The following is a 22,050-nucleotide window of genomic DNA, read 5'->3' on the forward strand; positions in this document are numbered from 1 at the left end:
GACCGGGAGAAAGCATGTCGATCTTCGACAAGGTCAAGGAGATGTTCAACGACGCCTCGGACAAGGCGCGGAACGTCCCCGAACAGGCGGCGGGCACCGCCGACGACGGCGGAGCCAGGACCAGGCAGTCCGCCGGGGGCGCCGGCTCCAAGGTCGACGGGCTGCGCGAGAAGGCGGAGGACGCCGCCAGGTCCGGCATCGACAAGGCGGCCGCCGCCGCGAGCGAGGCCACCGGCGGCAAGTACGACGAGCACCTCGCCAAGGGCGCCGACGCCGCGCGCAGGGCCGCCGACCGGATCGACGGCAAGGAAGGCTAGCTAGAGGTCCAGGAGCGTTGGCTGCAGGTACCCCTCGTGGGTCAGCAGCCAGCGCTTCGTCTCCACGCCGATCCCGCCGCTGAAGCCGCCCAGCCCGTTGCCCGCGACCACCCGATGGCACGGCACCACGATCGGCAGCGGGTTGGAGCCCATGATCGACCCGATCCCCCGCGCCGGCACGCCCGTCCCGCTCAGCCCGGCCAGCTCGCCGTAGGTGACCACCTTCCCGTACGGCACGCCGAACAGGGCCTGCAGCACCCTGCGCCTGCTCCCCGCGGTCAGCCGCCAGTCGATCGGCGTCTCGAACCGCGTCAGCTCACCGGCGAAGTAGGCCCGCAGCTCCGCCACCACCGGCGCGGTCCGTGCCGCGTCCTCGGCCACCGGCGCCTCCAGCCGCAGCCCGTGCCAGCCGGTGGCCACCAGGCCCTGCTCGGACACCGCCACGGCGAACGGCCCGACCGGCGTCTCGAGCTCCGCATATGCGACTGTGTCCATCATGTCCTCGCGTGAACTCGTCATCCTCGGCACCGCCAGCGCGGTCCCTACCCGGAACCGTAACCACAACGGGTATTTTCTGCGCTGGGACCGGCAAGGTTACCTTTTCGACCCCGGCGAGGGCACCCAGCGGCAGTTGACGCGGGCCGGGCTGAGCGCGCACGACCTCACCTGGATCTGCGTCACCCACTTCCACGGCGACCACTGCCTCGGGGTGCCGGGTACGGTGCAGCGCATCGCCCGCGACCAGGTCCCGCATCCGGTGCACGCCGCCTTCCCGGCCTCGGGCGAGCAGTACTGGCGGCGGCTGCGGCACGCCGCCGCCTTCCACGACACCGCCGAGATCGTGGAGCATCCGCTGGCGGGCGAGGTGGCCGAGGCGCCGCCGCTGGTGGCGATGCGGTTGTCGCACCCGGTGGAGGCGTACGGCTACCGCCTCAAGGAGCCCGACGGGCGGCGGCTGCTGCCCGAGGCGCTGCGGGCGCGCGGCATCGAGGGGCCGGCGATCGGCGAGCTCCAGCGGGCCGGCGAGCTGCGCGGGGTGCGGCTGGAGGAGGTCAGCGAGCCGCGGCGGGGCCAGAGCATGGCCTTCGTCATGGACACGCGGCTGTGCGACAACGTCTTCGCCCTCGCCGACGACGTGGACCTGCTGGTCATCGAGTCGACCTTCCTCACCTCGGAGGCGGCGCTCGCCAAGGAGCACGGCCACCTGACCGCCTACGAGGCCGGGCTGGTGGCCGCCCAGGCCGGGGTGCGCACGCTCGTGCTCACCCACTTCTCCGAGCGGTACGGCGAGGCGGACGAGCCGCGGTTCGAGGCGGAGGCGCGGCGTCACTTCGACGGCGAGGTGGTCCTGGCCCGCGACCTGATGCGGGTGCGGCTCCGTTGACCCTCGGTTCCGGTCAGGTCCAGGTCGCCACGACGTAGCCGACGCCGTAGGGCGCGGTGTCGGCGAGGACCGTGCCGGTGAGCGGCTGGTCCGCCGCTCCGGCCAGGACCTGGAGCGCGGCCCGGCCGCCGGTCCACAGCCGCTCGGCCTCGGCCGGGTCGAGCGCGGCCAGCGCCGCCGCGTCCGCCTCCGCCAGCGCCCTGACCAGCCCCTCCTGGTACGGCTGAGCCGCCGGGTCGAGGTAGCCGGGCGCTTTCTCGGTCAGGCACGCCGACCCGTCGGCCAGGACGAGCAGCGCCACCCGCGGCCCGCGCACCAGCGAAGCCCCAAGGTCGAGGCAGTCCCCCGGCGGGGCGTCGAAGGCCACCTCCTGGAAACCGTCCGGGTCACGCCGCAACAACCAGCGCCCGATGGTCAGCGACAACGGCAGCACCGGCTCGCCCGCCCCGGCCTTGACCTCCACGCCCCACGGGCGCAACGACCCGGCGGCCTGCCCGCCGTACACCCGGGTGGTCTGGCCGCCGCCGACCACCACCAGCTCATCGTGCGGCACGGCCAGCAGGGACTCCACCGCGGCGGCGCAGGCGGCGCGCAGGCCGTCCAGCTCGGCGGCGGCGGCGCCGGCCAGTTCGGGCACGATCAGGGGCGGATGCGGGCACACTGCCGCGGCGACTAGCACGCCGACAGGCTATCTACTGGTACGGGCTGGCCCCAGACCGGATCGCGGAGATCATCTCGACCGCGCGGGCGTGCGCGGCGGCGTGCAGGCCGTGGCCGTAGCTCACCCTCGCCACCCCGAGCGTGGCCAGCTCGGCCAAACTGGGTGTACCGGGACGGAACAGGATGTTCACCGGCCCGCCGACCTCCCGCACGAACCACCTGATCCGCTCCGCGTCGGACAGCCCGATCGGGTAGACGCAGTCGGCGCCGGCGGCGAGGTAGCGGCGGGCCCGGTCGGCCGCCTCCTCCTGGTCGGCGTCCGGGTGGAGGAAACTGTCCACCCGGGCGTTGATCACCAGGTCCGGGTCGGCGGCCCGGACCTCGGCCAGGAAGTCCGCCTGCCGGGCGGCGTCGATGGGGGCGTTGGTGCGCGGGTCCGAGTCCTCCAGGTTGCACCCGACCGCGCCCGTCTCGGCCAGCCGCGCGGCGAGCTCCTTCGGCGGCAGCCCGTAGCCGCGCTCCACATCGGCCGTCACCGGGACCCGCGCCAGGCGGACGATGCGGGCGATCGCCGCGAACATCTCAGCGGGCGGGGTGTCCTCCCCGTCCCGGTAGCCCAGCACCGCCGCCACCGCCGCGCTCCCGGTCGCAATCGCGCGGAACCCCGCGTCCTGGACGGCATGCGTGGAGGCCCCGTCCCAGACGTTGGGCAGGATCAACGGGGTGCCGGGCACATGCAGGGCCCGGAGCTCGGTGGCGCGTGGATCGGTCATGGGCCGAGCCTAGGAACCGCGACGGCCGGCCCCTAGAGCCACTGACGGCCGAAATCCGAAGTCCAGTCCCCGGTGGGCGTCAGCCGCAGCCGCTGGCGGCGCACTGGCCGGGGAACATGCCGCCCGGGCCGTCGGCAGGGTTGTCCTCGGCGGGCGGCGCGGACGGCTTGCCGTTCGAACCACCGGAGTCGCCGGCGTTCCCGGAGTTGCCGGTGTTCCCGGTGTTGGTGGTGCCCTTGGACCCGCCACCGGTGGTCCCGGAGTCGCCGGTGCTGCCCGAGTCGCCGGTGTTCCCGCCGGAGTCACCGGAGTCGCCGGTGTTCCCGGCGTCGCCGGTCGAGCCGTCGCCCGCCTGCCCGCCGTCCTGGTCCTCGGTGGCGTCGCCGGGCTCGTCCTGCGTGCCGTCCTGCGGGGCGCCGCTCTGGTCGGCGGCCGGGTCCTGGGTCTGAGAGACCGGAGTGGTGCCGGCGGCGGGCTGGTCGGAGCCGGACAGGGCGAAACCCAGCCCTCCGGCGCCGAGCGCCGCGACGACGACGGCGGCGATGACGATCAGCTTCTTGTTGGCGTTCGCGGCGGTCTTCCGCCGCGGCGGCCGGGGCTCGTCGCCCGGGCCGGTGAGGACGTCCAGACGCTCGGGATCGTGGCCTTCCATGGAAACAGCTCCTGCGGGTCGGATCGGGGGAAAGCGCGCCGGCTTCCGCGGGTGATGGACCACACTAGCCGCGTCAGCACAATGCTCGCGCACCAATCACGAAGGAATCACGACTTGTCGGAACTTGATCCCTTTCACCCAGGTAACCGCAGGTCGCTCCTGCCCCTGGTGAGCGCACTTTCCGTCGTCGCCCTCGCGATCCTGGGGATTTCCTGTGCGTTTCTCGGTGCGGAAAGCGCCCCTATCGATGATCGCGATAAACGATCAATTCCGCATCCGAGTTCTGGCACGGTCCATCGCTGGGCCGTTTACCTCGAACCGCCGCCCCGTCGCTGGCAGCGCCGTTTCCCGGCTCCTGTCACCGCCCGCCCGGCCGTCACGCCTGTCCCGCGTCCGCGCCCGGGCCGGCCCGCCCCGGCCCGTCCGGTGCCCCGCCGCGTGGCCGACCCGTGCGCCACCTTCGACGGCCTGCGCCGCGCTTACTGTCACCAGGTCCTGGACGCCCTCACTCGATAGCGTCCCGAAGCGGGCGGTCAGTCGAGGCTCGGCCAGGTGCCGGCGGCGTGGCAGGCGCCGTAGCCCTCGGCGGAGGCGACCACTCGCCCCCCGGCCACCCGCAGCGCGATCTGCGTCAGATCGTCCGGCTCGCGCACGCCGGCCGCGGCGGCGAGGGCGCCGGTCTCGTCGAAGACCACCTGCACCCGCGGCCACGCGTGCAGCGGGAAGACCCGGCGCACCCGCCCGGCCACCTCCGCCACGACCAGCCGGGCCAGCGGCAGCAGTTCGGCCGGCTCCTCGCTCACCACGATCACCGACACGGTCTCCCCCGGCGGCACCGCCCGTACGGCCTCCTCGGCGACCGACAGCCGTCGGACGCCGAGCACCGCCACGACGCCGTCGCCGCCCAGCCGGGCCGGCTCCGCGGTGACCGCGTCGAAGGCCGCCGGCGGGTCCCACGTCCGCTCCTCGGTCACCGCCAAGGGCGCGAACTCCAGGTGCGGGGGCGCCCACCGGTCGGCCTGCCCCTGGCCGTCGAGCCCGGCCAGGCGCTCGACGGCCAGGGGCAGGCCGAACTCGTCCACGAAGCCGGGTGCGGCGGCACTCAACTGGGCGGCTCCGTGCAGCGTGGTGAGCGCGGCCTCGGCCACTCGCACCAGCCGCGGCCTTTCTTCCTGGTCCTCCCAGTCCCGTTCTTCCTCGCGCCGGGTCACCTCGGCGCGCGCCGTCCAGGAACCGGGCCCGCGCTCCGGCCGGCCACCGCCGCCCGCCGCCACCTGTTCCAGCGCCAGCCCGAGCAGGAGTGCGGCCAAGCACATGAGCTGGGCGTACGGCCGGCGGATCCGTTCGTCGGCCTGCACCTCGGTCAGGAGGTCCATCGTCAGGCGGGGCGGTTCGGCGTCGCCGGCCAGCGGCAGCCGCTCCACCCAGGCCCTGGCGAACTCGCGCAACGCCGCGCCCGGGCCGCCCACCTCGGGCTTCGGCCGTTCCCCGTTGTCCGCTTCGAGTTCCGCCAGCTCGGCCAGGACGGCGAAGTAGAGGGCCCGCTTGGTGGGGAAGTGGGAGTAGACCGCGCCGCGGGTCAGCTCGGCGATGTCGTCGAGCTTCGCCTCGCGGAAGCCGCGCTCGGCGAACAACGCCTGGGCCGCGGCGAGCACGCGTCTGCGGTTGTGCTCCATCTCTTCTCCCCGCGCCTGCCGCTGCCCCTGAAGGTCAGGAGCAACCGGTGGCGACCGGAGGAAGCGGAGCCGGGCGGCCGATGGCGGGCATGCCGAGCATGACGCCCGGTCCCGACGAGGCCGGGGCGGCCTGGCGGGCGGCCCAGGCGTCGCCGGCCCGGGTGCGGCGCAGGCCCAGCACGCCGCTGTCGGCGACGAGGTGGTGCGGCGCGGCGTAGGTGACCTCGACCCGCACCATGTCACCGGGCCGCGGCGTCTCCTCGCCCACGGCGAAGTGCACGAGCCGGTTGTCCGGCGCCCGCCCGGACAGGCGGCGGGTGGCCTCGTCCTTGCGGCCCTCGCCTTCGGCGACGAGCACCTCCAGCGTCCGCCCGACCTGGGTCTTGTTCTCCGCCCAGGAGATCTCCTCCTGGAGCGCGACCAGCCGCTCGTACCGCTCCTGGACGACCTCCTTGGGGACCTGCTGGTCCATGGTCGCCGCGGGCGTGCCGGGCCGGATGGAGTACTGGAAGGTGAAGGCGTTGGCGAAGCGGCTCTGCCGTACGACGTCGAGGGTCTGCTGGAAGTCCTCCTCGGTCTCGCCGGGGAAGCCCACGATGATGTCGGTGGAGATGGCCGCGTCGGGCATGGCCGCGCGGACCCGCTCGATGATGCCGAGGTAGCGCTCGGCCCGGTAGGAGCGGCGCATCGCCTTGAGCACCCGGTCGGAGCCGGACTGCAGCGGCATGTGGAGCTGGTGCATCACGTTGGGCGTCTCGGCCATGGCGGCGATCACGTCGTCGGTGAAGGCGGCCGGGTGCGGCGAGGTGAAGCGGACCCGCTCCAGGCCCTCGATGTCGCCGCAGGCGCGCAGCAGCTTGCCGAAGGCCAGCCGGTCGCCGAACTCGACGCCGTAGGTGTTGACGTTCTGGCCCAGCAGGGTGATCTCCAGGACGCCCTGCTCGACGAGGGTCTGCACCTCGGCCAGGACCTCGCCGGGGCGGCGGTCCTTCTCCTTGCCTCGCAGCGACGGCACGATGCAGAAGGTGCAGGTGTTGTTGCACCCGACGGACACCGAGACCCAGGCGGCGTAGGCGGACTCGCGCTTGGTCGGCAGCGTGGAGGGGAAGACCTCCAGCGACTCCTTGAGCTCGACCTGCGCCTCGCCGGCGATCCGGGCGCGCTCCAGCAGCACCGGCAGCGAGCCGATGTTGTGCGTGCCGAAGACCACGTCGACCCAGGGGGCCTTGCGGACGATCTCGCCCTGGTCCTTCTGCGCGAGGCAGCCGCCGACGGCGATCTGCATGCCGGGCCGGCCGGCCTTGACCGGGCGGAGGTGGCCGAGGTTGCCGTAGAGCCGGTTGTCGGCGTTCTCCCGCACCGCGCAGGTGTTGAAGACGACCACGTCGGCGGTCTCGCCCTCGGGCGCGGCGACATAACCGGCGTCCTCCAGCAAACCGGACAGACGCTCGGAGTCGTGCACGTTCATCTGGCACCCGTAGGTGCGCACCTGGTAGGTCCTCATCGCACTCTCAAGGGTAGGCGCTGCACGGCCTTGGCAAGTCCATGGATCCTTGAACCCGCTGTGATCTGATCGGTACCGGTCAGTTAGTGACCAGCGCTCTTAGGCCATCTACGTTGTCACCCATGACGGACAACGGTGACGGGGCTCCGCTGGTCAAGATGGAGAACGTCAACAAACACTTCGGGGCGCTCCACGTCCTGAAGGACATCAACCTGACCGTCTCCCGCGGCGAGGTCCTCGTGGTGATCGGTCCGTCCGGCGGCGGAAAGTCGACGCTGTGCAGGACGATCAACCGCCTGGAGACCATCGACAGCGGAAAGATCATCTTTGACGGGCGGGAGCTGCCGGAGGAGGGCAAGGCGCTGGCCGCGCTGCGCTCCGAAGTCGGCATGGTGTTCCAGTCGTTCAACCTGTTCGCGCACAAGACGATCAGGGAGAACGTGACGCTCGGCCCGGTCCGGGTGCGCAAGCTCGCGCGAGCCAAGGCCGACCAGCGTGCCATGGAGCTGCTGGAGCGGGTGGGCATCGCCAGCCAGGCGGAGAAGTACCCGGCGCAGTTGTCCGGCGGCCAGCAGCAGCGGGTGGCCATCGCCCGCGCGCTGGCGATGGACCCGAAGATGATCCTGTTCGACGAACCGACCTCGGCTCTGGACCCGGAGATGGTCCAGGAAGTGCTCGATGTCATGATCGGGCTGGCCCGCGACGGCATGACCATGGTGGTCGTCACCCACGAGATGGGCTTCGCCAGGAGAGCCGCCAACAGAGTGGTGTTCATGGCCGAAGGCCAGATCGTCGAGGAGAACACCCCCGACGAGTTCTTCACCAACGCCCGGACCGACAGGGCCCAAGACTTCCTGTCCAAGATTCTCACGCACTGAGGGGTTCAGATGAGTATTCGGCGAGTAGGCGCGGCCATCGGAGCCGCCGGCCTGCTGATCTCGGGCCTGGCGGCCTGCGGCGGCGACAAGACGTACGCCAGCGTGGTCGAGAAGGTGAAGGACGGCGGCACGATCATCGTCGGCACCAAGTGGGACCAGCCGAGCCTCGGCCTGAAGAAGGGCAACGCGCCCGAGGGCTTCGACGTGGACGTGGCCAAGGCCGTGCTGAAGGAGATGAACGGCGGCAAGGACGTCGACATCACGTGGAAGGAGTCGATCTCCGCCAACCGTGAGACCTTCCTGGGCAACGGCACGGTGGACATCATCTTCGCCACCTACTCCATCACCGAGGCCCGCAAGCAGAAGGTCACCTTCGCCGGGCCGTACGTGATCGCGCACCAGGACGTCATGGTCCGCAAGGACGACGCCTCGATCAGCCAGCCGCAGCAGCTCGTCGGCAAGAAGATCTGCAAGGCGTCCGGCTCCAACTCCTACAAGCGGATCACCGACCCGCCCCCCGACGGCCAGCTCGACCTCGACGCCACCCTCGTGGACGCGACGAACTACTCCGAGTGCGTCTCCAAGCTGAGCGGCGGCAACCTCGACGCCGTCACCACCGACGACCTGATCCTGGCGGGCTTCGCCAAGCAGGCCGGCGGCAACTTCAAGATCCTCGGCCAGCCGTTCACCGACGAGAAGTACGGCATCGGCCTGAAGAAGGGTGACAAGGCCACCTGCGAGGCGGTGAACGCCGCGGTGAAGAAGCTGTGGGACAACGGCACGATGAAGCAGCTCCTGACCACCTGGTTCGGCGGCATCGACGGCCTGAAGCTCTCGGACGCGGCCCCGCCCGCCGAGGGTTGCGCCTAGAGTCCACCCCCTGACGCGGCGGCCGGACGTTCCCGGCCGCCGCGGTCGTCGTCTGGAGCACCATGGACGAACTGTTCGAGTACGCGGGATTCCTGGCCGAGGGCTTCCTGGAGAACCTCAAGCTGGCCGCGATCTGCGCCGTGGCCTCGCTCATCCTCGGCACGATCCTGGCCGCGATGCGCGTCTCGCCCACCCCGGTCCTGCGCGGCGTCGGCACGGTCTACGTGAACGTGCTGCGGAACACGCCGCTGACCCTGGTGCTGGCCTTCTCCATCCTCGGCCTGAGCGACCAGCTCGACCTGGTCTTCTCCGAGGAGCCGCGGACCAACGCCTTCTGGATCGTGGCCCTGGGCCTGTCGGTCTACACCGCGGCCTTCGTCTGCGAGGCGATCCGGTCGGGCATCAACACGGTGCCGATGGGCCAGGCCGAGGCGGCCCGCGCCCTCGGGCTGGGCTTCTTCCAATCGCTGACGCTGATCATCCTGCCGCAGGCCTTCCGGGTCGTGGTCGCCCCGCTCGGCAGCGTGATGATCGCCATGGTGAAGAACACCACCGTGGCGGTGGCCGGTGGCTTCGCCGCCGACGTCGCGGCGAACATGCGCGAGGTCTTCGACACCACCGGCGCCTCGATCCCGATCTTCCTGGGCATCGTAGTGGCCTTCATGGCGGTCACCCTGCCCATCGGATTCTTCACCGGGTGGCTGGCCCGGAGGCTGGCGGTGGCCCGATGAGCTCGTCCGTCCTGTTCGACGCACCCGGGCCGCGCGCCCGGATCCGCAACCACCTGCTCACCGCGATCAGCCTGGTCGCGGTGGGCGCGGTGGTGTGGTTCATCTACCGCGGCTTCGACGACAAGGGCCAGTGGGACGGCAAGATCTGGGCGCCGTTCGTCGACCCCAGCACCTGGACCGACTACATCATTCCCGGCCTGCTCGGCACGCTGAAGGCGGCCGCCGCGGCGGCGGTGCTGGCGCTGGTGTTCGGCGCGGTGTTCGGCCTGGCCCGGCTCTCCGAGCACCGCTGGATCCGGATGATCGCCGGTTTCGTGGTCGAGGTCTTCCGGTCGATCCCGCTGCTCCTGCTGATCTTCTTCATCTACTTCCTGATGCAGGGCGGCGACTACACCTTCTTCGCCCTGGTGCTCGGCCTGACCCTGTACAACGGCTCGGTGCTGGCCGAGGTGGTCAGGGCCGGCGTGCTGGCCGTACCCAACGGGCAGTCGGAGGCGGCCTACGCCATCGGCCTGCGCAAGAGCCAGGTCATGCGGATGATCCTGCTGCCGCAGGCGGTCACCGCGATGATGCCGGCGATCGTCAGCCAGCTCGTGGTGCTGCTCAAGGACACCGCGCTCGGCTACATCATCGCCTACGTCGACCTGCTCAACATGGGCTTCAAGCTCATCCCGGCCAACTTCTTCGGCTCGCTGATCCCGGCCGCCATCGTGATCGGCATCATCTACATCGGGCTCAACATGGCGCTGAGCGCCCTGGCCACCTGGCTGGAGAAGCGCAGCCGGCGCAGTCGCAAGACCGCCGCTCCGCCCATCGCGCCGCCCGGCCCGGCCCTCATCGGGATGGGCCCGGCCACGCCCGGCGCGGCGGCCATCGAAGGCATGGAATAGCGAGGAACTCCGGGCGAGTTTCGGGCAGGATTCGGGCTATGTCGTTCTCCCCCTGGAGCTCGCCCCTCAGCACCTCCGACGTGGCCCGCGCGGGCCTGCGCCTGGGCTGGCCGACCGCGGCCGCCGGGCAGGTGTGGTGGACCGAGGACCGGCCCGACGAGGGCGGCCGTTCGACGATCATGCATCGGGCGGCCGACGGCACCCGCACCGAGCTGCTGCCCGCGCCCTGGAGCGCCCGCACCCGCGTGCACGAGTACGGCGGGCGGCCCTACGCGGTGACCGGCTCCGGCGCGGTCGTCTTCGCCAACCTCGGCGACCAGCGGCTCTACCTGCTCGACGGCGGCGACCCCGTGCCGCTGACCCCGGACGACGGCTGCCGCTACGCCGACCTGCTCGTCCGCGGCGACGACCTCTGGGCCGTCCGGGAACGCCACGAGGACGACGGCAAGGTGCAGCGCTCGATCGTGTCCATCCCGCTGGCCGGGGGCGAGCCGCGCGAGCACGTCACCGGCAGCGACTTCTACGCCTCGCCCACCCTCTCCCCCGACGGCCAGCTCCTGGCCTACATCTGCTGGAACCACCCGCGCATGCCGTGGAACGGCACCGAACTGCGGCTCACCCGGCTGGCCGACGGGAGCTCGTGGACGGTCAAGGGCGGGCTCGGCGAATCGGTCCTGGCGCCGCAGTTCCGCGACGACTCCCACCTGTACCTGATCTCCGACTGGTCAGGGTGGTGGAACCTCTACCGGATCAGCATCTACGGCACCTCCTCCCAGGCGCTCCACCCGGCCGAGCAGGAGTTCGCCTGGCCGATGTGGACCCTGGGCGGCCTGCCGTACCTCGTGCTGGAGGACGGGCGGCTCGCGGTCCTGCACGGGCAGGGCGACCTGCGGCTGGGCCTGCTCGACCCGGACAGCGGCGTCCTGACCGACCTCGACGTGCCCTACGACGGCTGGCTGCCCGCGCTCGCCGCCGACGGCGGCGCCCTGGTCGGCGTCGGGTACGGCCCGGCGGTCCCGACCTCGGTCGTCCGCCTCGACCTGGCCACCGGGCGGGTCGAGGGCCTGCGGCGCGAGATCGACGAACTGCCGGACATCGCCTGGCTGCCGGCCCCGGAGCCGGTCGAGGTGACCGGCCGCTTCGGGCGGCGCGCGCACGCCTTCCTCTACCGTCCCGCCGCACCCGGCCGCAGCGCCGAGGGGGCCACGCCGTACGTCGTCTTCGTCCACGGCGGCCCGACCGCGCACACCACCACCGCGCTCGACCTGGAGAAGGCGTTCCTCACCTCGCGCGGCATCGGCGTACTGGACCTCAACTTCGGCGGCTCCACCGGGTACGGCAGGGCCTACCGGGAACGGCTGCGCGGCCAGTGGGGCGTGGTCGACGTCGAGGACACCGTCGCCGCGGCCGAATGGCTGCTCGCGCAGGGCCTCGCCGGGCAGGTCGCGGTCCGCGGCGGCAGCTCGGGCGGCTGGACGGTGATGGCCACCTGCTGCCGCTCCGACGCCTTCGCCGGCGGCGTCTCGTACTACGGGGTCAGCGCGCTGGCGCCGCTCAACGCGCACACGCACGACTTCGAGTCGCGCTACGTCGAGTGGCTGGTCGGGCCGGACGACCCCGGCCTGTACGCCACCCGCGAGCCGCTGGCCCTGGTCGACGGGGTGAGCTGCCCGATGTTGCTGCTCCAGGGCCTCGACGACCCGGTCGTGCCGCCCGAGCAGTCCTCCGCCTTCGCCGACGCGCTCGCCGAACGTGGCGTGCCGTGCACCTACCTGGCCTTCGAGGGCGAGTCGCACGGCTTCCGGCGGGCCGAGACGCGCACCGCCGCGCTCGCCGCCGAGCTGGCATTCTACCAGCAGATCTTCGATTGAGGCCGCGCCCCCGCTAAGATCATTCTTCTTTACGGGGCGGGGGAGGCCTTGGTGGACGATACGCTCGGCAGCGCCTATCACTTAGTCCAGCCGCTGGGTGAAGGCGGCATGGGCGCCGTCTGGCGCGCGGTCGATCGCCGGACCGGCGAGTTCGTGGCGGCGAAGCTGCTGCATCCCGGGCTGGCGACCGATCCGGAGGTGGTGGCGCGCTTCGTCCGGGAACGGACGGTCCTGCTGCGGTTACGGCATCCGGGCATCGTCTCCATCCGCGACTTCGTCCTCGAAGGCGACCGGATCGCGATCATCATGGACCTCGTGTCCGGCGGCGACCTGCGCGAGGCGCTGCGCCGCCAGGGCACCTTCGCGCCCGTGTCCGCCGCCGCCATGGCCGCGCAGGTGGCCGACGCCCTCGCCTACGCGCACACCGGCGGGGTCGTGCACTGCGACGTCAAACCGGGCAACGTGCTGCTCGAAGCGGGCGGCGGCGCGCTCCGGCTCAGCGACTTCGGCGTCTCACGCATCCTGCAGACCACCACCGTCGGCACCGCGACCAGCGTGGTCGGCACGCCGGTCTACATGGCCCCCGAGGTGTTGCGCGGCGAGCGCCCCGGGCCCGCCGCCGACCTCTACGCGCTGGCGATGCTCCTGTACGAGTTGCTGGCCGGCCGGGCGCCGTTCGCCGGCGGGCACACGATGAGCGCCCTGCACTGCGCCTTCCACATGGCGCCGCGCCGGCTGCCCGGGATTCCGGACCCGCTCTGGGACGTCATCGTGGCCTGCTCCGCCAAGGACCCCGGCGCCCGGCCCGCCGCCGAGCAGGTCGCCCGGCAGCTCCGGGCGGCTTCGGGGGCGCTGGCGGGGGTGCCTTCGCTCGACCCGGTCTCGCGGGAGGCGCCTCTCTCCGACACCGCCGTCCCGCTCGACGGCACTCCCCTGGCCCGCCAACCGGCCGCGCCCTCCTCCTCTTCGGCCACCACCTCGCCCGCTGTGGCGGGGGCGCCGCGGGCGGGCAGGCGTCCGCCGCGCCTGCTGCTGGGCGCCGGGGCGGCCGGGGTCGCGCTGGTCGCCGCGACCACCTTCGTCCTGTGGGACCGCACCCCGTCCACCGCCGACCCGGTACGGCACGCCGGCCCTGCCGCTGCTGCCTCGGTTCCGGTGTCGGCCTCGGTTCCGGTGTCAGTGTCGGCTTCGGTTTCCGTTAAGCCGTCCACGCGGAAGCCGCCCTCCACCAAGCCGGTGCGCACCCCCACCCCCCAGTCCCGGGGCGCCAAGCCCACACCCCAGCCCTCCCGCCCCGCCACCACCAAGCCGCCGGTCAAGAAGTCGCCACCCGCCGAGTCCGAGATCGCCCAGGAACTCGCCGCCGAGGCCGACGACCCCACCCCGGCCGCCAAGGAGGTCATCCGCTGCGGCGACTGGGGCCACGCCGGCCAGGGCGTCTACCTCAGCCCGTGCCTTCGCGCCGTCGAGGGCAGGCTCTACACGCAGGTCCGGATGAAGGCGCCCGACGGCTTCCAGACGGACATGGCCATGCAGGTCTTCGACGCCCACGACAACCGGGCGATCACCGTGCAGCTCAAGTGCCACGACATGCGCTTCACCCTGGGCCGCACCCAGCACGTCTGCGTCCCCGAGGGCTGGTACGCCATCCCGTCAGCCGTCGCCGGCCGCCCCTACTACGTCCGCCAGCAGTGGCGCCCGCACAAGACCGCCGCCTGGCTCGGCGGCGTGGAAAGCCCCACCGTCACCCCCTAGGAGGATCAGCGGGAAGGGTCAGCGGGCGAACTCGGTGGCCCTGGACTCCCTGACCACGGTGATCCGGATCTGCCCCGGATAGGTCAGTTCCTCCTCCACCTGCTTGGCCATGTCCCGCGCGATCACCTGCGCCTGGATGTCGTCGATCGAGTCGGGCTTCACCATGATCCGGATCTCTCGCCCGGCCTGCATGGCGAACACCTTCTCCACTCCCTCGTACGACGAGGCGATCTCCTCCAGCCGCTCCAGCCGCTTGACGTAGGCCTCCAGCGACTCCCGCCGCGCCCCGGGCCGGCTCCCGCTGATCGCATCGGCCGCCTGGGTGAGCACCGCCTCGACCGTGCGGACCTCCACCTCGTTGTGGTGCGCCTCGATCGCGTGCACCACGTCCTCGCTCTCGCCGTACCGCCGCGCGATCTCCGCGCCGATCAGCGCGTGGCTGCCCTCGACCTCGTGCGTCAGCGCCTTGCCGATGTCGTGCAGCAACGCGCACCGCTTGAGCAACTGCCGGTCCAGCTTGAGCTCGCTGGCCATGATCCCGGCGATGTGCGCCGACTCGATCAGGTGCTTGAGCACGTTCTGCCCGTAGGAGGTGCGATAGCGCAACTGCCCCAGCAGCAGCGTCAGCTCAGGGTGCATGTCGGTGATGCTGAGCTCCACCAGCGCGTCCTCGCCCGCCCGCGCGCACAACGCCTGCACCTCGGCCTTGCTGCGCTCGTAGGCCTCCTCGATGCGCTGCGGGTGGATGCGCCCGTCGAGGATCAGCTTCTCCAGCGTCAACCGCCCGGTCTCGCGGCGCACCGGGTCGAAACACGACAACAACACCGCCTCCGGCGTGTCATCGATGATCAGGTTGACCCCGGTCGTCGACTCGAACGCCCTGATGTTGCGCCCCTCGCGCCCGATGATGCGGCCCTTCATCTCATCACCCGGCAGATGCAGCACGCTGACCACCGACTCGGCCGTCTGCTCCGCCGCCACCCGCTGTACGGCAAGCGTCACGATCTTCGTCGCGCGCTTCTCGCCCTCCTTGCGGGCCTCGCTCTCGATCTCCCGGATGATCAGCGCCGCCTCGCGCTTGGCCTGGTTGGCGATGTCCCTGATCAGCTCGGCCTTGGCCTGCTCCGCCGTCAGCCGGGCGACCCGCTCCAGCACCTTGCGGCGCTCCTCGTCCACCTGGGACAACTCCGTGCGCCGCTCGGCCAGCTCCGCCTCGGTCTCGGCCAGCTTGCGCTCGCGTTCGCCCTGCCGCTTGGACTCCTCGTCCAGCCGTTCCTCGCGCTCGGCCAGCCGCTTCTCGCGGCGTTCGAGGTCGGCGCGCAGTTCCTTCAGCTCGTGCTTGAGCGTCCGGCTCTCCTCCTCGACCTCCTGCCGGAGCCGGGCCGCGCTCTCGGCCGCCGCCTCCGACCTGCGCAGGATCTCGTCGGCCTCCGACTCGGCCTTGACCCGGATCTGCCCGGCCTCCGCCCTGGCCAGCGCCAGCTCGTCGTCCACCTCGGCCAGTTGCTCAGCCGACGGGCGCGCCACCTTCGGCGTCGCGGTACGCCTGATGACCAGCACCAGTGTCGCGATCGTCACGAACGCCAGCAGGAGTACCGCCATGGTCAGCACCACTACCGCGTCCATATCGGCGCTCCGCCCTCCTCGCGCTCACGCTCACAGCGCTGCTGTGCCCCTGCATCGCTCGCTCAGCTACTGCCTTGCCACGGGAGGGGTCACCTGCACGGCGCGGACAGCCGGGACGGCGTCGACACCAGGACGGGACTGCACCCAAGGCTGAACAGGCGCCGACTGCCTGAGCCGACACCTCGCCCCGCCTCGATCGATCACGTTCGTTCGTCCGTAGTTCACCGGTATGGCAATCCGCGCGTCGCGGAGTAACTCCTCACTGCCGTCGAGGTTATGCGTCGAAGTGGTAACGAGCAAGCAAAGACTGGCTGTCAAGCGTGTCCCACTCGACAGTCCGTCCCATTCGCCCGAATCTCTCGGCCACAACGAGCAAAACCCTTGCCTGGACGGCTTTTCCCAACGTTTGACCTGATGAAACCGCTCCATGGGAAAGCAATTTCGGCCCCGACCACCCTTTCCCCTGCCCTTGACCGCCCTCACCCACGACTCGACCGAGCCAACCGCCCCCTCCCGGTCGAGCTCCGGTTGGGGCACACCCCCTCTTCCTCGTCGCCCTGCTCCCCCTCTTCCCGCCGGATCGCTCCCCTTGCCTGTGCCGCACATCGCACACACATAGCGGACATATCAACCCGCCTCCCCAGGATGGAGCTCACAAGAAAGCACCAGCTAGGGAGTGTCCCCGATGTCCACCACCGCCACCGTCGTCACCGTTCTGGCCGCCCTCTGGGTGGGTTTCTCCGCCTTCTCACTCCTCCGCCGCGCCGAGTGGGTCGTGAAGCCGCTGACCGACTACGGCGTCCCCAGCACGTGGTGGCCCTGGCTGGGCGCGGCCAAGGCCGCCGGCTCCATCGGCCTCCTGATCGGTCTGTTCGTGCCGATCATCGGCATCCTGGCCGGGATCGCCCTGATCCTGTACTTCACCGGCGCCATCGTCACGGTGCTCCGCGCCCGCTCCTACTCGACCGTCGTCTACCCCGTGCTCTACCTGGCCCCCGTGATCGCCGCCCTCACCCTCGGCCACCTCGCCTGACCACCCCCACGCCTGCGCCAGCTCCCCACACCAAGCAGCCACCGCCCCGAACCCCCCACCCTGCTGGACCCTCCCAAGGGAACCCACCGAAGCAGCGAGCCAGAGAGGTGGGGCTGGCGCAGCAGCTCAAGAGACAGCACCGAAGCCGACAGAGGGCCGCACAGCAGCGCCGGCGCAACACCAGCCGACGGCCGCGGCCCTCAGAACGGACGCCGGACCGGAGCACACAGGCCGACGTGCTGCGGGCCCTCGAAGGGCATCCCAAGCCGAAACCAACCCTCGCCCCACCCCCGGGTCCCGTCCGGCACTGGTCCTCACCCCACCCCCGGTCTCCGCCCCGGCCCCGGTCCCCGTCCCGGCATTGGTCCCCGTGTCCGGTCCTCGTCCCGGCCGCGGGCCTCGTCCTAGGAGAAGTCGTCCTCGACCTCGATGCCCTCTTGCTCCAGCGCCTCCCGAACCACCCGATAGGCCAGCCCCGGCGCGTACCCCTTCCGAGCAAGCATCCCCGCCAGCCGCCGAATCCGGACCTGGGACTCAAGCCCCCGCGTCGACCCGAGCTTCCGCTCAACCAGCCGCCGAGCCGTCTCCAGTTCCTGGTCGGGATCCAGCCGTTCGACGGCCTCGTTGACCGTCTCCCCGTCCACACCCCTGTGCCGCAGTTCGGCCGCCAGAGCCCGCTTGGCCAGCCCCCGCCCATGGTGCCGGGACTCCACCCAAGCCTCAGCGAAGGCCTCGTCGTTGATCCACCCCAACTCCGTGAACCGGTCGAGCACGACGTTGGCGACCTCCTCGGGCACCTCCCGCTTCCGCATGGCCTCCGCGAGCTGCGCCCGCGTCTTGGGCGCCATGGCCAGCAGACGGAGCGCGATGTTCCGTGCCACCGACTCCGGATCCGCCGGCGGCCCTTGCGCCGCCCCCGACCCCGGATCCGGCCCGTCCCCGTAGCGCCCGCGCCCCTTCTTCCGCCCGTACCGCCCCTTCCCCCGCCCAGCCCGCCGCCGCTCCCCACCGTCGTCATCAAACAGCCCACCGCCGGAGCCCCCCGCCGCCCCGAACGGCTCACCCTCGAACAGCCCTCCGCCACCCGAACTTCCCCGCCCGCCCGAATCGGCTTGCACCCCATCAAACAGCCCGCCCCCCTGGCCAGACTCGCTGCCGAACAGCCCACCGCCGGTGTCGGGGCTGGGCGGGGTTAGCTCGGTGGCTGGGGTGGGCTTGGCAGCCGGGGTCGGCTCGGTGAGCGAGCTGAGCTCGGCGGCCCAGGCCGGCTCGGCGGACGAGGTGAGCTCGGCGGACGAGGTGGGCCCGGCCTCCGGGGTCGGCTCGCCGAACAAGCCGCCGCCCCCGTCGTGGCTGACCGAAGTCGGCTCAGCCTCCGAGACCGGCTCGCTGAATAGACCGCTGCCCCAGTCGTGGCTGACCGGAGTCGGCTCGGGCTCCGGGGTCAGCTCGCTGAACAAGCCGCCGCCCTCGACGTGGCTGGCCGGAGTCGGCTCAGCCCCCGAGGTCGTCGACTCGCTGAACAAGCCGCTGCCCTCAAAGTGGCGGAGCTCGGTCGGTTCAGAGTCTGAGGAGGGCTTGCTGAACAGGCCGCCGAAGGGAGCCTGTTCGAAGGGGGCCGGTTCGAAGGCCTGGTCATCGGTGTCAGGGTCGGCCCGGCGGGGACGCTTGCCGTACCCGGTGCTCTTGGAGCGGCGCGCGCGCTTACGACTCCGGGTCTCGGAACCGTCGTCCCCGGACGCCAGACCGGAGAGCGGGCCGCTGCCGTCGTCTCCCGAGCCCAGGCTGAAGAACGGGTGCCCGTCCTGGCCGGAGTCGAGCCCCTCCTGGGCAGCCGGAGCCCACCAGGAGCCCTCGTCCGCAGCCGGAGGCGACGACGAGGTCACCGGTGGGGACGTGGCCTCGAGTGGGGACGCGGCCTCAGATGGGAAGGTGGGCCAGGCAAAGGTTTCCGACGAGTCCAGGGCCTGAGGCCGGGCCTCGCCACGGGTCTGAGCCGAGCTCGACGTCTGAGCTGTACCCGAGGGGCGAGCTGTACCCGAGGGGCGAGCTGTACCCGAGGGGCGAGCTGTACCCGAGGGCTGAGCCGTACCCGAAGGCTGAGCCGGGTAGGAGGTGCCGGTCGGGTCCGGGGTCTGAGATCGGGAGGACGGGTTGCGGCGGCGGCGCTTGATGGGGTGTTCGGCGGGGTCGGGCCAGGCACCCCAGTCCCGCGGGTGAGCCGGGGAAGGGGCAGCGCTTGGCGAGGCAGAGCCGCCCGGCGAGGTGAGCCCGCCGGGAGGAAGAGAGTCGCCCAGCACAAGAGGGTCGCCGGGTGAAGGGTGATCGCCCGGCAAAAGAGAATCGCCGGGTGAAGGATGATCGCCCGACAAAAGACGGGCGCCAGGTGAAGGGTGATCGCCCGGCAAAAGAGAATCGCCAGGTGGAGGATGATCGCCCGGCGGAAGAGGGTCGCCGGGTGTAAGGGAGTCGCTCGGTGTAGGAGGGTCGCCGAAGAGCCAGGGTGGGGCGTCGGCTGGATCGGAGTCGCTCCAGCCAGGCGGCGATGGCCGGGCGCGGCGGGCGCGCCCGGGGTCAGGCCGGCTCTTCGGCTCGTTCATACGCCGAGCGCTCAGACGTCACCGGGCTTCGGCGCGGCGGCGGCAGCAGCGGCGCGGGAGCCACGGCCGGACGGAGCCGGGGCGGCAGCCGCCGGAGCGGGAGCGGCAGGGGCGGCGTCGGCGGGAGCGTCGACCCGCGGGCCGACACCGAGCTTCTCCTTGATCCGCTTCTCGATCTCGTTGGCGATGTCCGGGTGGTTCTTCAGGAAGTTACGCGCGTTCTCCTTGCCCTGGCCGAGCTGGTCGCCCTCGTAGGTGTACCAGGCACCGGCCTTGCGGACGAAGCCGTGCTCGACGCCCATGTCGATGAGGCCGCCCTCACGGGAGATGCCCACGCCGTACAGGATGTCGAAGTCGGCCACGCGGAAGGGCGGGGCCATCTTGTTCTTGACGACCTTGACGCGGGTGCGGTTGCCGACCGCTTCGGTGCCGTCCTTGAGCGTCTCGATGCGGCGGATGTCGAGGCGCACCGAGGCGTAGAACTTCAGCGCCTTACCACCGGTCGTGGTCTCGGGCGAGCCGAACATGACGCCGATCTTCTCGCGGAGCTGGTTGATGAAGATGGCGGTGGTGGCGGTGCTGTTGAGCGCACCGGCGACCTTGCGCAGCGCCTGGGACATGAGGCGGGCCTGGAGGCCGACGTGGCTGTCGCCCATCTCGCCCTCGATCTCGGCCTTGGGCACCAGGGCCGCGACCGAGTCGATGACGATCAGGTCGACCGCGCCGGAGCGGATCAGCATGTCGGCGATCTCGAGGGCCTGCTCACCGGTGTCGGGCTGGGAGACCAGGAGGGCGTCGGTGTCGACACCGAGCTTCTTGGCGTATTCGGGGTCGAGCGCGTGCTCGGCGTCGATGAAGGCGGCGATGCCGCCCCCGCGCTGGGCGTTGGCCACGGCGTGGAGGGCGACCGTCGTCTTGCCGGAGGACTCGGGGCCGTAGACCTCCACGATCCTGCCGCGCGGGAACCCGCCGATGCCGAGGGCGACGTCGAGGGCGATCGAGCCGGTCGGGATGATCTCGATCGGCGCGCGGGCGTCGTCGCCGAGGCGCATGACGGAGCCCTTGCCGAATTGACGCTCGATCTGTGCGAGGGCAGTCTCAAGGGCCTTCTCGCGGTCGTTGATAGCCATGGGATCTCCCCTTGGAGGATCGTGGTCCGGTCAGTCGTGAGAAAGCTACGGCCTGCGACCGACAATTTTCCGCCGGACCTCGGTCCGGGTGGCTTCATAGTAGCCGAACGGCTGTTCGATCTCATCCGAACGTGAACCTGGCGTGTCCGCTCCGCGACTGTACCGGCGTGGACGACGAGGGAGTGGGATGGACAACGAATCGCTGGTGCTCAGGTGCCGTCTGGGCGACCGGGCCGCGCTGACGGAGCTGGTCAGGGCGTGGCACGAGCCGGTCCTGACCTACGTGCGCCGGATGCTCGGCCCCGGGCGCGCCGACGACGTGACCCAGGAGGTCTGGGTGGCGGTGGTGCGCGGGCTGCCCCGGCTCAAGGACCCGGCGCGCTTCGCGCCGTGGCTGTTCACCATCGCCCGGCGGGCGGTGGCGACCCGGCTGCGGGCGGAGTACGGCGAGGCCGCGCTCGACGCCGGGGCCGAGCCGCCTGCCGTACCGGACGGGACGGAAGCGGTTCTCGACCGGGCCGAGCTGTTCGACGGCCTGGCCGCGCTGCCGCCGCGCGAGCGGGAGATCCTCGTCCTCTTCTACCTGGAGGACCTGTCGCTGGAGGACTGCGCGGAGATCTGCGGCATTCCGCTGGGAACGGCCAAATCCCGGCTGCACCGGGCACGCGGCCTGCTTCGTGGACAACTGGAGGAGAAGCCATGAAAGACGACGAGATCATCGCGCTGGTGCGGGCCGAGTCGAGCCCGTGGCGGCGGCTGCGCGGGACGGTGGCGCTGCTCGGCGGGCTGGTGGGCGGGACGTTCCTGATCACGCTGTGGGCGACCGAGCCCGGGCCGCTGCCGGACCGCACCCGGCTGGTGTTCGCGCTGCTGGCCCTGATCTGCGCCGGTTGGACGGCGTTCGGGGCCTGGTCGGTGCTCGGGCCGCGGCCGCTGTTCGCGCTGGACGGGCTGGTCGCGGGCTGGCTGGCGCTGGCGGCCTCGCTGGCGACGACGGCGGTGACGGTCACCGTGGCCGCGGACCGCGGCACCGGGCTGGCCGTGGCGATCGCGGCCGGAGCGCTGTTCATCGGGGCCTCGGCGGCGATCACCGTCCGGGCGCACCTTCGCTTCCGGAAGATCGTGCGGGAGCTGGCCCGACACCGGGACTAGACATTCCCCCACAATGCTCCCGCCCTGTTGCCATGGCCGTGACCTGGGGAGATCCTGAAAGGTGTGGCGAGCACCTACACCGAGGAACGGCGCGGCCATCTCCAGGCGCTGGCCGAACTGCTCCCCGATCACGGCCTGGTCGGCCGCATGGTCGGCGGCCACGATCCGGTGCTGTGGGCCTGGCACCCGAGCACGGGCCGCCAGACGCTGATCTTCGCCACGCCCACGCAGCGCGGGTGGCTCTTCCTGTGGTCGCCGGGCGGGCAGGGCAGCGCGGAGGATCTGGGCGGCACCGCCACGGCGATCAAGACGGTGCTGGCCCAGGAGCCCGACGACTAGGTGAGCCGGCTGGAGACGTTCTCCACCTGGCAGACCGCGCGCCAGATCTCCTTGGCGCCGATGCCGTCGGCCAGCGCCTGCTCGACGGTCCGGCCGCCGAGCGGCGCCAGCACGTAGTCGCGTGCCCACGACTCGGCGTAGGCGTCGCCGAAGTGGGCCCGCATCCGTCTCCAAAACTCAGTCAGGCGCATCAGCCAAGTATCGAACCA

The 22,050-nt window shown here is 71.5% G+C and carries 22 protein-coding genes; 12 read left to right on the forward strand and 10 right to left on the reverse strand.

Going from position 1 to position 22,050, the window contains the following annotated elements; all coding sequences use genetic code 11:
- The first annotated feature begins 14 nt into the window (after positions 1–14).
- On the forward strand, positions 15–317 hold the full coding sequence (locus tag AB0I67_RS23965) for an Rv0909 family putative TA system antitoxin (protein WP_357927416.1): 303 nt from the start codon (positions 15–17) through the stop codon (positions 315–317).
- Here the strand turns inward: AB0I67_RS23965 and AB0I67_RS23970 are convergent, their stop codons facing one another.
- Positions 318–815: a methylated-DNA--[protein]-cysteine S-methyltransferase gene (locus AB0I67_RS23970; protein ID WP_357927417.1), complete on the reverse strand. Its 498-nt coding sequence runs from the start codon at positions 813–815 to the stop codon at positions 318–320.
- Here AB0I67_RS23970 and AB0I67_RS23975 point away from each other — a divergent pair.
- The gene (locus AB0I67_RS23975; protein ID WP_357927419.1) at positions 814–1,701 is read left to right on the forward strand and encodes a ribonuclease Z; all 888 of its coding nucleotides are present in this window, start codon (positions 814–816) and stop codon (positions 1,699–1,701) included. The genes AB0I67_RS23970 and AB0I67_RS23975 overlap by 2 nt on opposite strands.
- 13 nt (positions 1,702–1,714) lie before the next feature.
- Here the strand turns inward: AB0I67_RS23975 and AB0I67_RS23980 are convergent, their stop codons facing one another.
- From AB0I67_RS23980 to miaB, 5 genes are all read right to left on the reverse strand, one after another.
- Complete coding sequence (locus AB0I67_RS23980; protein WP_357927420.1) at positions 1,715–2,380, reverse strand: hypothetical protein; 666 nt, start codon at positions 2,378–2,380, stop codon at positions 1,715–1,717.
- A gap of 13 nt (positions 2,381–2,393) precedes the next feature.
- Positions 2,394–3,134, reverse strand: coding sequence for an isocitrate lyase/phosphoenolpyruvate mutase family protein (locus AB0I67_RS23985; protein WP_357927422.1), 741 nt, complete (start codon positions 3,132–3,134; stop codon positions 2,394–2,396).
- A gap of 79 nt (positions 3,135–3,213) precedes the next feature.
- The gene (locus AB0I67_RS23990; RefSeq protein ID WP_357927423.1) at positions 3,214–3,786 is read right to left on the reverse strand and encodes a hypothetical protein; all 573 of its coding nucleotides are present in this window, start codon (positions 3,784–3,786) and stop codon (positions 3,214–3,216) included.
- Between the two features lie 533 nt (positions 3,787–4,319).
- A complete protein-coding gene (locus AB0I67_RS23995; RefSeq protein WP_357927425.1) occupies positions 4,320–5,462 on the reverse strand; it encodes a helix-turn-helix domain-containing protein in 1,143 nt (380 codons plus the stop codon).
- 34 nt (positions 5,463–5,496) lie between these two features.
- The gene (miaB, locus tag AB0I67_RS24000; protein WP_357927426.1) at positions 5,497–6,966 is read right to left on the reverse strand and encodes a tRNA (N6-isopentenyl adenosine(37)-C2)-methylthiotransferase MiaB; all 1,470 of its coding nucleotides are present in this window, start codon (positions 6,964–6,966) and stop codon (positions 5,497–5,499) included.
- A 122-nt stretch (positions 6,967–7,088) separates the two neighbouring features.
- Between miaB and AB0I67_RS24005 the strand changes: the two genes are divergently transcribed.
- The 6 genes from AB0I67_RS24005 to AB0I67_RS24030 all read left to right on the forward strand — a co-directional run bounded on the left by AB0I67_RS24005 (position 7,089) and on the right by AB0I67_RS24030 (position 13,961).
- Positions 7,089–7,844 (forward strand): amino acid ABC transporter ATP-binding protein, encoded by a 756-nt coding sequence (locus AB0I67_RS24005; protein ID WP_357927428.1) that lies wholly within the window; start codon positions 7,089–7,091, stop codon positions 7,842–7,844.
- Positions 7,845–7,853: 9 nt separating this feature from the next.
- A complete protein-coding gene (locus AB0I67_RS24010; RefSeq protein ID WP_357927430.1) occupies positions 7,854–8,714 on the forward strand; it encodes a glutamate ABC transporter substrate-binding protein in 861 nt (286 codons plus the stop codon).
- 62 nt (positions 8,715–8,776) lie between these two features.
- Positions 8,777–9,445, forward strand: a complete 669-nt coding sequence (locus tag AB0I67_RS24015; RefSeq protein WP_357927432.1) for an amino acid ABC transporter permease — start codon at positions 8,777–8,779, stop codon at positions 9,443–9,445.
- A complete protein-coding gene (locus AB0I67_RS24020) occupies positions 9,442–10,335 on the forward strand; it encodes an amino acid ABC transporter permease (protein WP_357927434.1) in 894 nt (297 codons plus the stop codon). The genes AB0I67_RS24015 and AB0I67_RS24020 overlap by 4 nt, the downstream gene beginning before the upstream one ends.
- A 38-nt stretch (positions 10,336–10,373) precedes the next feature.
- Positions 10,374–12,206 (forward strand): prolyl oligopeptidase family serine peptidase, encoded by a 1,833-nt coding sequence (locus AB0I67_RS24025; RefSeq protein ID WP_357927436.1) that lies wholly within the window; start codon positions 10,374–10,376, stop codon positions 12,204–12,206.
- Between the two features lie 51 nt (positions 12,207–12,257).
- Positions 12,258–13,961: a protein kinase gene (locus AB0I67_RS24030; protein WP_357927438.1), complete on the forward strand. Its 1,704-nt coding sequence runs from the start codon at positions 12,258–12,260 to the stop codon at positions 13,959–13,961.
- 18 nt (positions 13,962–13,979) lie between these two features.
- Here AB0I67_RS24030 and rny read toward each other — a convergent pair whose 3' ends face one another.
- Positions 13,980–15,587, reverse strand: a complete 1,608-nt coding sequence (gene rny / locus AB0I67_RS24035; protein WP_357927440.1) for a ribonuclease Y — start codon at positions 15,585–15,587, stop codon at positions 13,980–13,982.
- Positions 15,588–16,272: 685 nt separating this feature from the next.
- On the opposite strand from rny, the gene AB0I67_RS24040 reads away from it, so the two are divergent.
- The gene (locus tag AB0I67_RS24040; protein ID WP_357927442.1) at positions 16,273–16,620 is read left to right on the forward strand and encodes a DoxX family protein; all 348 of its coding nucleotides are present in this window, start codon (positions 16,273–16,275) and stop codon (positions 16,618–16,620) included.
- Positions 16,621–17,024: 404 nt separating this feature from the next.
- Here the strand turns inward: AB0I67_RS24040 and recX are convergent, their stop codons facing one another.
- Positions 17,025–18,506 carry a recombination regulator RecX gene (recX, locus tag AB0I67_RS24045; protein WP_357927444.1) on the reverse strand — a complete coding sequence of 494 codons (1,482 nt, stop codon included), beginning with the start codon at positions 18,504–18,506 and terminating at the stop codon, positions 17,025–17,027.
- A 725-nt stretch (positions 18,507–19,231) separates the two neighbouring features.
- Positions 19,232–20,350, reverse strand: coding sequence for a recombinase RecA (recA, locus tag AB0I67_RS24050; RefSeq protein WP_357927446.1), 1,119 nt, complete (start codon positions 20,348–20,350; stop codon positions 19,232–19,234).
- Between the two features lie 187 nt (positions 20,351–20,537).
- Here recA and AB0I67_RS24055 point away from each other — a divergent pair, with 187 nt between their 5' ends.
- From AB0I67_RS24055 to AB0I67_RS24065, 3 genes are all read left to right on the forward strand, one after another.
- Positions 20,538–21,053: a sigma-70 family RNA polymerase sigma factor gene (locus AB0I67_RS24055; RefSeq protein WP_357927448.1), complete on the forward strand. Its 516-nt coding sequence runs from the start codon at positions 20,538–20,540 to the stop codon at positions 21,051–21,053.
- Complete coding sequence (locus AB0I67_RS24060; RefSeq protein WP_357927450.1) at positions 21,050–21,502, forward strand: hypothetical protein; 453 nt, start codon at positions 21,050–21,052, stop codon at positions 21,500–21,502. The genes AB0I67_RS24055 and AB0I67_RS24060 overlap by 4 nt, the downstream gene beginning before the upstream one ends.
- Before the next feature lie 63 nt (positions 21,503–21,565).
- Complete coding sequence (locus tag AB0I67_RS24065; RefSeq protein WP_357927452.1) at positions 21,566–21,841, forward strand: hypothetical protein; 276 nt, start codon at positions 21,566–21,568, stop codon at positions 21,839–21,841.
- Here the strand turns inward: AB0I67_RS24065 and AB0I67_RS24070 are convergent.
- Positions 21,838–22,032, reverse strand: a complete 195-nt coding sequence (locus tag AB0I67_RS24070; protein WP_357927453.1) for a DUF3046 domain-containing protein — start codon at positions 22,030–22,032, stop codon at positions 21,838–21,840. The genes AB0I67_RS24065 and AB0I67_RS24070 overlap by 4 nt on opposite strands.
- Between the last annotated feature and the right edge of the window lie 18 nt (positions 22,033–22,050).

Origin of the sequence: Nonomuraea sp. NPDC050310, assembly GCF_040655795.1 — a bacterium.
Classification (GTDB): domain Bacteria; phylum Actinomycetota; class Actinomycetes; order Streptosporangiales; family Streptosporangiaceae; genus Nonomuraea.